The sequence below is a fragment of the Mycolicibacterium llatzerense genome (assembly GCF_000878195.1).
In the GTDB taxonomy this organism is placed as follows: Bacteria; Actinomycetota; Actinomycetes; order Mycobacteriales; family Mycobacteriaceae; genus Mycobacterium; species Mycobacterium llatzerense.
Genome location: NZ_JXST01000077.1, coordinates 1 through 8948, shown reverse-complemented (window position 1 = coordinate 8948; position 8948 = coordinate 1). Strand labels below are relative to the sequence as shown.

Annotated in this window: 8 protein-coding genes; 2 read left to right on the top strand and 6 right to left on the bottom strand. The window is 62.3% G+C overall.

What is annotated here, in order from left to right; translation table 11 throughout:
- Window positions 1-480, bottom strand: a 480-nt coding sequence (locus TL10_RS28935) for a nuclear transport factor 2 family protein (RefSeq protein WP_082068122.1), incomplete at its 3' end; no start/stop codon positions are given.
- Window positions 481-764: 284 nt separating this feature from the next.
- Between TL10_RS28935 and TL10_RS28930 the strand changes: the two genes are divergently transcribed.
- A complete protein-coding gene (locus TL10_RS28930) occupies window positions 765-1829 on the top strand; it encodes an NADP-dependent oxidoreductase (RefSeq protein ID WP_043988367.1) in 1065 nt (354 codons plus the stop codon).
- A gap of 885 nt (window positions 1830-2714) precedes the next feature.
- On the opposite strand, the gene TL10_RS28925 is transcribed toward TL10_RS28930, so the two are convergent.
- Window positions 2715-4214, bottom strand: a complete 1500-nt coding sequence (locus tag TL10_RS28925) for a long-chain-fatty-acid--CoA ligase (protein WP_043988366.1) — start codon at window positions 4212-4214, stop codon at window positions 2715-2717.
- A gap of 254 nt (window positions 4215-4468) precedes the next feature.
- On the opposite strand from TL10_RS28925, the gene TL10_RS28920 reads away from it, so the two are divergent.
- The gene (locus TL10_RS28920) at window positions 4469-5170 is read left to right on the top strand and encodes a TetR/AcrR family transcriptional regulator (RefSeq protein ID WP_043988365.1); all 702 of its coding nucleotides are present in this window, start codon (window positions 4469-4471) and stop codon (window positions 5168-5170) included.
- Between the two features lie 49 nt (window positions 5171-5219).
- Here TL10_RS28920 and TL10_RS28915 read toward each other — a convergent pair whose 3' ends face one another.
- From TL10_RS28915 to TL10_RS28900, 4 genes are all read right to left on the bottom strand, one after another.
- On the bottom strand, window positions 5220-6086 hold the full coding sequence (locus tag TL10_RS28915) for a mycofactocin-coupled SDR family oxidoreductase (RefSeq protein ID WP_043988364.1): 867 nt from the start codon (window positions 6084-6086) through the stop codon (window positions 5220-5222).
- An 80-nt stretch (window positions 6087-6166) separates the two neighbouring features.
- On the bottom strand, window positions 6167-6592 hold the full coding sequence (locus tag TL10_RS28910) for a VOC family protein (RefSeq protein ID WP_267884361.1): 426 nt from the start codon (window positions 6590-6592) through the stop codon (window positions 6167-6169).
- A complete protein-coding gene (locus tag TL10_RS28905; protein WP_043988363.1) occupies window positions 6589-8094 on the bottom strand; it encodes a CoA-acylating methylmalonate-semialdehyde dehydrogenase in 1506 nt (501 codons plus the stop codon). Before TL10_RS28905 ends, TL10_RS28910 begins: the two co-directional genes overlap by 4 nt.
- 49 nt (window positions 8095-8143) lie before the next feature.
- On the bottom strand, window positions 8144-8704 hold the full coding sequence (locus TL10_RS28900) for a cupin domain-containing protein (protein WP_043988362.1): 561 nt from the start codon (window positions 8702-8704) through the stop codon (window positions 8144-8146).
- Between the last annotated feature and the right edge of the window lie 244 nt (window positions 8705-8948).

Here is an 8948-nt window from a genome sequence, read left to right as displayed (position 1 = left end):
CTGCGCAGCCCCCACTCCGGCGGCTGCCATCACAGCAGACATGCCCTCGGCGATCACGTCGCGCCCAAACGCCTCCAGAACTACATTGGGATTGAAGTATTCGCGGATCAACACAACCTTGCTGTCCCGGATGCGCATATGTGTGCAATAGGTGTTGGCGTAGATCTTGCCGGTCTGCGTGACCGTCGCATTCCCGTGCAGTTCCAGAATGAAGAGTTCCGGGTCGGTCGTGTCGTGCACGATAAGCGAATCAATCCGGAGGTCGGGCACCGAGGCGAAGAACCAGTCGATGAAATGGCCGATCAAGTGTCGGCCCGGGACAGTATCAGCGAGAGGCTCGGGTGCGAACGGCATCTCCCAGACGCCGTCTTCGGCAAAGTTCTGCTTCCACACCTCCAGCGCCTCACCGCGCGGCGGACCGTCATCGAGGGCCCCCCAGAATCGCTCAACCGTCGCACGGTTGTCCGTTTGTAAGCTCATGCGCCCACCTCCATCTCTCGGTCGACTGCGATCACAGTCGGATGTCGAGTTCGAGCGTGCACCATATGTCGTTGATAGTCAACATGCTGTCGACTCTTGCAATATCCGTTGGCCGCGAACGTGACTGGCGATCATCGATGCCCCCCTTAGTAGTCGACATACCGTTGATTACTAACGACCATACGTCTACAGTCGTTGCAGGGCCTTGCCGCCGCCCCTACCGATGCGGTGCCGCGCGCCCCGATGACCACCATTCAAGTCACCGCCAACGATGAGGATTCGCCATGAAAACGCCCACCAACCGACTGTTCCGTCTGCAGTGCCGGCCGCAAGGCCAGGTCACAGAACAAGATCTCGAATGGGTCGAGGAGTCCATCGCCGATATCGCGGAGGGGCAGGCGTTGATTCGCACGCTGTACCTGTCGCTCGACCCCACGAACCGTGTCTGGATGAGCCAGCTGCGTTCCTACATCCCGCCGGTCGAACTGGGTGCTGTAATGCGTGGCCTCGGCGTCGGACAGGTGGTCGAAAGCCGGCGAGGCGATCTGCCCGTCGGCGCAATCGTCCTCGGCTTCACCGGCTGGCAAGACTACTGCGTCGCTGACGATTCCGTTCTGGAGATTCCGTTCACAGTTCTTCCCGACCCACTGCCCGCGCCGCTTCCCGCATTCCTCGGAGTACTTGGCCACACCGGCATTTCAGCGTTCATCGGTATCGAGCTGGGCGATCCTCAGCCCGGCGAGACGGTCGTCGTCTCTGCCGCCGGAGGCGCCGTCGGCTCGATCGCTGGACAGCTGGCAAAGCAGCGTGGCGCTCGCGTGGTCGGCATCGCCGGCGGCGCCGAGAAGTGCCGACACCTCGTGGAGGAACTGGGCTTCGACGCATGCGTAGACCGACACTCGGACAACTGGCGCAAGCAGCTCGACGACGCGACCCCAGAGGGCATAGACGTGGATTTCGAGAATGTGGGCGGCCCGATTATGGATCACGTCCTGGGTCGGTTGAACATCGGCGCGCGAGTTTCGCTGTGTGGCCTGATCTCGGAGTACGACACCTACAACGACGACGGCGACCAGCCGGGCCTGCGCAACGCAAACCAGCTGCTCATGCAGCGAGCCACCCTGCGGGGTTTCATCGTCACCGACCACATCGACCGCTACGGCGAGATCATCGGTAAGCTCGCCGCCGCGCTGGGCGAAGGCTCGTTGATGTACGACGAGACCATCGTCGAAGGACTGGAGAACGCCCGCGACACACTCAACCAAGCATTGTCCGGCGGCACACGAGGAAAAGCGGTCATCAAGGTTGCACCTGAGTCCTCGCGTGGTCGCTGGGGCGAGAAAGCTTGACACGGGCGCGGATTCACCGCTTTGAGGGAGCGGGCATGGGCGTTGGTCGAGCAGCGTGGTTGTAAAGCGCTCGAGTCCCGCGGGTGAATTGCGCGACCTCGCCAGCGGTCCTGGTGCGCCAAGCATGTTGTCGTACCGGCGAGTCAATCTGGGGCGCACGGCGTTGATCGCTGCTTTGCCGACGGGCGTCAGCTCCACCAAAGTTGCTCTACGTCTGCCTCATGGGGCTTCGACGGAGACACCCCGCGTCCTCCAGTCTTGAAACAAAACGAGTGACCCCGCTGCGGTCGACACCGATCACAGGAGCGGAAGCTGTCCAGATCGAAGCCGCGGGCCAGATTGGTCATCGTCGCGGGACCGACCCTGGCAATCACCGAGATCACCGGATGGGTGGACGGAGCGACACCATCGATGCGTCCGCGATGACGTCATGGAGGTGGCCTGTTGCTGCACAACAACAGGCGCTGCGCTGCACTTCAACCCGGGGGCCTCGACCGACGTCAGAAATGCACGGATAATACGGGCCGCAAGGACTGAACCGTGTCCGAACAGAGAGCGGCCAGAGCTGCAAACGTGCCGCCAGACGACGCTGATCACCCAGTGTTCGACGGTGTCGAAGTCCGCATGGGATCCATCGCGGCGGTCATCACGAATGCCAGGACGCTGGAGTCGTTGTCATCCACAGATCTGCAGTAGCGCAAGTGCACGCCCGAACTCGCGAGCTGACGTCGGCAGTTCGCAGTCGAGGACGTTCAACGCACTCCAACCCACTTTCAAATGCCTGCAGCTCTGGTCGATGACCGGAAGAGCGACCGCCCCAAGGTCGGTTGACCGTCTGTCGAGCGTCCATCGCCGGCGACTAGTTCAGATGAAAGTTCGAGTATCTCAACCGGTTCGGGTCGAGCTCGACGGTTTGACCTCGCGACGGAGGATCTTGCCCGTCGGGCCCTTGGGTAAGGAGTCGACGAGCCATACCTCGCGCGGGTATTTGTACGCGGCGACTCGGTCTCGGACAAAGGCCTTCAATTCTTCGGCTTCTGCGTGCGTTCCGCGTTTGAGGGCGACGGCCGCGCCGATCTCCTCGCCGAGTACTGCGTGTTTGATGCCGATCACCGCTGCTTCAGCGACAGCAGGATGTTCGTAGAGCACTTCCTCGACTTCGCGTGGGTACACGTTGTACCCACCCCGGATGATCAGATCTTTCTTCCGGTCAACAATGGTGTAGTACCCGTCGCCATCACGGGTGGCGATGTCCCCGGTACGAAACCAGCCGTCGGGGATGGCTTCGGCTGTTGCCTCAGGTCGGTTCCAGTACCCCTTCATGACATTTTCGCCCTGGATGGCGATCTCGCCAGGTAGGCCGTCAGGGACGTCCTCGCCATCCTCGCTGACGATGCGCAGCGCGCAGCCCCGCACAGGTATGCCGATGGTGCCGGGCCTACGTTGGTGCCCGGGTTGGTTGAAACAAGCGATGGGTGCCGTCTCTGAGAGCCCGTACCCTTCGTAGATTGCGCAGTCGAACTTCTTCTCGAACGCTTTGAGAATCTCGACGGGCATGGGAGCGCCACCGGTGATGCATGTGCGAAGCGAGGACATGTCAGCGCCGGCTGCCTGCGATGAGTTCAGCATCGCGGCGTACATGGTGGGTACGCCCTCGAGAACTGTCACTCGGTCGCGGGCCACAACCTGCAATGCCTTAGCGGCCTCGAAGCGGGGAACGAGCGTAAGAAGGGCCCCGGCTTTGACTGCCGCATTGAGGCCGCATGTGAGACCGAAGACGTGAAACAACGGCAAGCAACCAAGGATCACGTCTTCGGGGCCCACGTTGATCAATGTGTCTGCTGTCGTCGCGGCATTGGAGGACATGTTCCGGTGAGTGAGTTCTGCGCCTTTAGGTTTCCCGGTGGTCCCCGAGGTGTACAGGATCACCGCAGTATCGTTGTCGGTTCGCTCGGCCGCTTCATGGATTGGGCTGCCGGACAGAACAATCGGACCCGTCGGGGGAACCAATACAGAGCGAATCCCGACCTTCGATGCTGCGGCCGGCACGACGGAGTCGCTGCCCTCCAACCCGTACGCCACCGTCATACCCGAGTCTGTCAGGTAGTACTCGACCTCACGGGCACCGAGCAACGGATTCATGGGAACGGCAACGGCGCCGGCTAGTAGTGCCCCGTAGAACAACACGGGGTATGCGGGGACGTTCGGCACTACCAAGCCCACCCGGTCGCCGGGTAGCACGCCATGGGCTCGCAGATCTCCGGCTACCGCCGCGGCGCGATGATGAAGTTCCCTGTAGGACAGGACATACCGGTCCAGCTGCACGGCTGGTCGGTCTCCGTACTCCCGCGCGGTAGCGACCAGATTGCCGGCGAGGTTGGACACGGTTGACTCCTACTTTGAGAGAGCTCGCTTTTTCGTTCCGCGGCCAGGCATGCGAATTCCGTTGGAGCGCAAGCAAGACAGCGGCCTGGACCTGAATGGACGGCTGGCCCGCCGACACGAACGTCAAAGCGAGGCCGATGCACGTTCATAGCATGCATCATGCGTGGGTGATTATCAACACAATGTCGATAATTGTTGGTACTTCCGCCTGCGATCCAGCCGCTTCGCGGCTGGCCTGACATATCATCTCTCCTATGGCGTCTACTTCATCTTTCAACCTGAGCACCACCGAGACACGGGTGGGCCGACGAAACATCAAAGGTGACAGACGTGAGCAAGCCATTCTCGAAGGTGCTTACGACATGTTGCGGACAGTGTCCTTGCGCAACATTTCCATCGACGATCTCACCAAGCGCGCGGGGCTGTCGAGGTCGTCGTTCTACTTCTACTTCGAGTCCAAGTGGCAGCTGTTGTCGGCGCTGCTCTCGCGGGTCACCGCCGATGTGTTCCAAGCATCGCAGCTGATCTTTGAGCGCCCCGCAAGCATGCCGCCGGAGGCGGCCATCGAGCATGCGGTCAGCGAGGTCATTCAAGTGTGGGAACGCCATGGGCATGTTCTTCGTGAAGTGGCCGACGCCGCGGCAGCCGAACCGGACTTGCAGACGCAGTGGGACTCCATCCTCGGGCGGTTCATCGACGCTGCGGCCGCAGGCATCGAGCGAGACAGAAAGACAGGTGTGGCGATCGCTGGGCCGCCCGCCAGGTCGTTGGCTGCCGCATTGATGTGGATGGGAGAACGTAACCTCGCTTTGATGAGTCTGCGCAGCGAGAATGCAATCCCGTTGGAGGACATGACCGAAACAGTGACGACGATCTGGCTGCGGACGGTCTACGGGCTTGAATGGAAGCCGCGCGCAAAGTCCAATAGACGCCGCAAGCCCTCCTCGAAAACGTGATCGACGTCTTCGAGGAGGGCTCCGGTTGACTGCTAGAGCTGCTCGGACGTTACTGGTTGTCCAACGCCATTTTCGTCATGTTGAGGCCGGGCATCAGCATGTGGCCGCCTTCAACCAACATTTCGAGGCCTGTCGTCCAACGTGATTCGTCGGAGGCCAGCCACAGCACCGCCTCGCTCATGGCCTGCGGCGGCAGCAGGCCGACATCCCGGAGAGCTGCCCAGTACCTTGCGCCTTGCAGGTCCTCTTTGACGCCGTTTCCGGGTCCCTTGCCCGCACACAGGTCGTAGCCGCCTTGCCAATCCAGGGCGGGAGTATCGGTCGGCCCGGGCAGCAGCGAGTTGACTCGAATGCCGTACTGGCCGAACTCGAGTGCTGCGCTCTTGGCCAACCCGAGTACACCGTGCTTCGATGCCACGTAATGGACGTAGTGGGGAGACCCCTCGACGCCATTGCCCGACGAGGTGATGATCACCGATCCACCTCCGCGCGTCTTCATTGCGGGCGTTACCGCTTTCAGGGTGCGCCAAGGCCCCATGATGTTTACGTCCAGCACATCCCGGAACTCGCCTTCAGGAATCTCCGCGAAAGGGTGAACCGTCCAGATGCCGGCGTTGGCCACTGCGACGTCCAGCCCACCGAAGGCCCGCACGCCCTCGGCCACGAGCCTGTCCAGCGGAGCCTGCTGACGAACATCGCCTTCGTGCGCAATGATTCGCCGGCCCAGGGCCTCGACTTCCTTGACCGTGATCTCGAGGTCAGCCGTCGTGGCAACGGGATAGGGCACCCCGCCATTCGCCGGGCAGTCGAAGGCGAGGATGTCCGCCCCTTCCTGAGCGAGGCGGATGGCGTGTGCCCGACCCTGACCTCGGGCCGCTCCGGTGATCAGAGCAACCTTTCCTTCCATTCTTCCCATGTTCGATCCTTACTAAGGTGATTCTTACGGCCGGCCAGCAGGCGAGACCGCTTGTGGTGCAACAGATATAGATCGAGGCCTCACGCAGCCGGTCTGATCAACTGGAGCAGGACATCGATTCCGGGCGGCTCGGTCCAGACATGCGTGGCATCCCCCATCAAAATCGGTCCTGCGATCGCCTCCGGCCGCCCCGGCCCCCGGATGGAGCAGCCCACGAGTTCGGGCCCATCGGCGCGGTGTAGACGTAGTGCCACGTGATCGAGTTTTGCCGTTGCACCGTCGAGGGCCGCATCGAGTGCGGCCGGATCGTGGACGGTGTACAACTCGACCTCTGCCCCGCAAACATTGAGGAACGCCGCGCTGATGCTCATGGCTGGAACGTCAACCGCGCGAGAAACTTCGATGCCAAACCGATCACACCACTGGGTACGAGCGGCGTCCAAGTCGCGCACGAGAATTCCGACGTGGTCGAGCCGAACCGGTCCGGCGGCCGGTGGCAAGCTCACTGCCGGCCCGCTGCGACGAAGTGGGGAGCAAGGCCCGGCGCTGGTTCCGTCCAGCGCTGCGTGATCACTTTGGACCTTGTGTAGAAGCGGTAGCCGTCGTAGTTGAGGCCGTCATCTCCGAACCGCGAGTCGCCCCACCCGCCGAAGCCGAACCATGAGATCGGCACGGGGATAGGCACGTTGATCCCTACGCTGCCGGCCGACACGGCCCTGCTGAACCGACGTGCAGCCGCGCCGCTGCCAGTGAAAATGATGGCGCCATTCCCGTAGGGATTACTGTTGACGATCTGCAGGGCCTGCTCGAGATCGTCGGCGCGCACGACGCTGAGGACCGGTCCGAACACCTCGTCGCGGTACAGGTCGCTCCCTACGCTGACGCGGTCAACCAGGCTCGGGCCGATGAAGTAGCCGTCCCCTGCCGCGGGCCGGTCACGGCCGTCGACGACCAGATGCCCGCCCTGCTCAACCGACCGTTCCAATGCCCCGCGGACCCGGGCGAGTGCGCCCGCTGAGATCAACGGTCCCATGTCGATATCCGACTCCGCACCGTCGCCCACCCTGAACGCCCTTGCGCGGTCGGCAATCTTGTCCACCAGTGCGTCTGCCGCCGAACCGACGGCAACCGCAACCGTCACAGCCATGCATCGCTGGCCGGCGGCACCGTACGCCGCCGACACCAACGCGTCGGCTGCGGCATCGAGGTCCGCGTCGGGCATCACCACCAGGTGGTTCTTCGCGCCGCCGAGGGCTTGCACCTTCTTGCCGGCCTCGGCCGAGCGCCGATAGATCGCGCGCGCGACCGGGGTGGACCCGACGAACGACACCGCCGCCACATCCGGGTGGTCGATCAGCGCCTCGGCTGCCGCGACACCGCCATGCACGACGTTGAGCACGCCGTCAGGCAGTCCTGCCTCGCTCGCGATTTGCGCCAACCGCACCGATGCCGACGGCACCTGCTCACTTGGCTTGAGCACGAACGTGTTCCCGCACGCAATGGCGGCCGCGAACATCGACACCGGCACCATGGCCGGAAAGTTGAACGGTGTGATGCCGGCGCAGACACCGAGCGGTTGCCGGAAGGAGTACGTGTCGACTCCGTTGGCAACCTGCTCGGCGTATTCCCCCTTGAGTTGCTGCACCACCGAAAGCGACACGTCGACGGCCTCAATCGAGCGCGCCAACTCTCCCCGGGCATCGGCAAGGGTCTTGCCCTGTTCGGCCGTGATGATCGACGCCAGTTCGTCTACCTGCTCGTGCAGCAGTACGCGGAAGCGATGCAGTATCGATGCGCGGACGGGGCTGGGGGTGTCGGCCCAGGCCACGGCCGCAGTTTTCGCACTGGCCACAGCTTCGTCGACGGCATCGGCACCGCCCAACACGACCGTCCCGATCACGCGCCCGGTAGCGGGGTCATGGATGTCGGCTCGCGGCCCGTCGGGCGAGGAGACGGCAGCGCCGCCGATCCAATGCGGCACTGTGTCAAGAGATATATCGATAGTCACAACAACTCCAATGGTTCAGTAATGCCAAATACCCGAATGACAAGCGTGCTCACGCGTTGGCGCGGGGATGCGGAATTTCGGGGAACATCTCCAGGCCGTAATTGACCTTCAGGTTCTCGACTTCGGCCTGCAGCTGTGCGGGCGTTCGAAGCTCTCGGTTACGAGCTTCGTAGAAGTACTTGTCGATACCGCCGTTGGGTTCGAAGCCCGAGCTGTCGGGGCCGGGCACGAAGACCACGAGAATCCGGGCTTCATCACCGACCACCTCATAGGTGTGTCGCTGATCCTTGCGCCCCCAGACGAATTGGCCCTTCTTGGCGTTGTACGAACCGGCCTCGGTGTGAATCTTGATTTCGCCGTCCATCACGAAGAAGCCCTCTTCCTCGCGGTGGTGAATGTGCCAGACCGGTTCGGTACCACGAACCCAGTTGGTCTCGATGACTATCAGTTGGCCGTTGGTGGTCTCACCGGTTGCGTGGATCCAGAAATCTACCCCGGTCATGAAGTCACCGGTCATGTTGAAATGGATGTCCTCACGATGGGAGACGTAGCTCTCCCCATCGCGCGAAGTTGACGGCTGGATCTGGTCGACTTCCGATTTGGTTGCCATGTCAATCCTCTTATGTCGTTGTGACGCCGCGCGCGCCGGTGTTCGGTGTCACGGCCTTGGCGAAGTTGAGATTAGACTCACAGTCGGCACTAGTCAACACTGTGTCCACTTCTACGATATCCGTGGCGACGCCCGGCTCGCCAAGCAGCAATCGACACCGTGTTGACTATCATCAACGTCTAGTGCATGATCGGATCCACCGTGGCGCTGAAGGCAGCCCCGCCCGAAAACGGAGGTAGGTCAA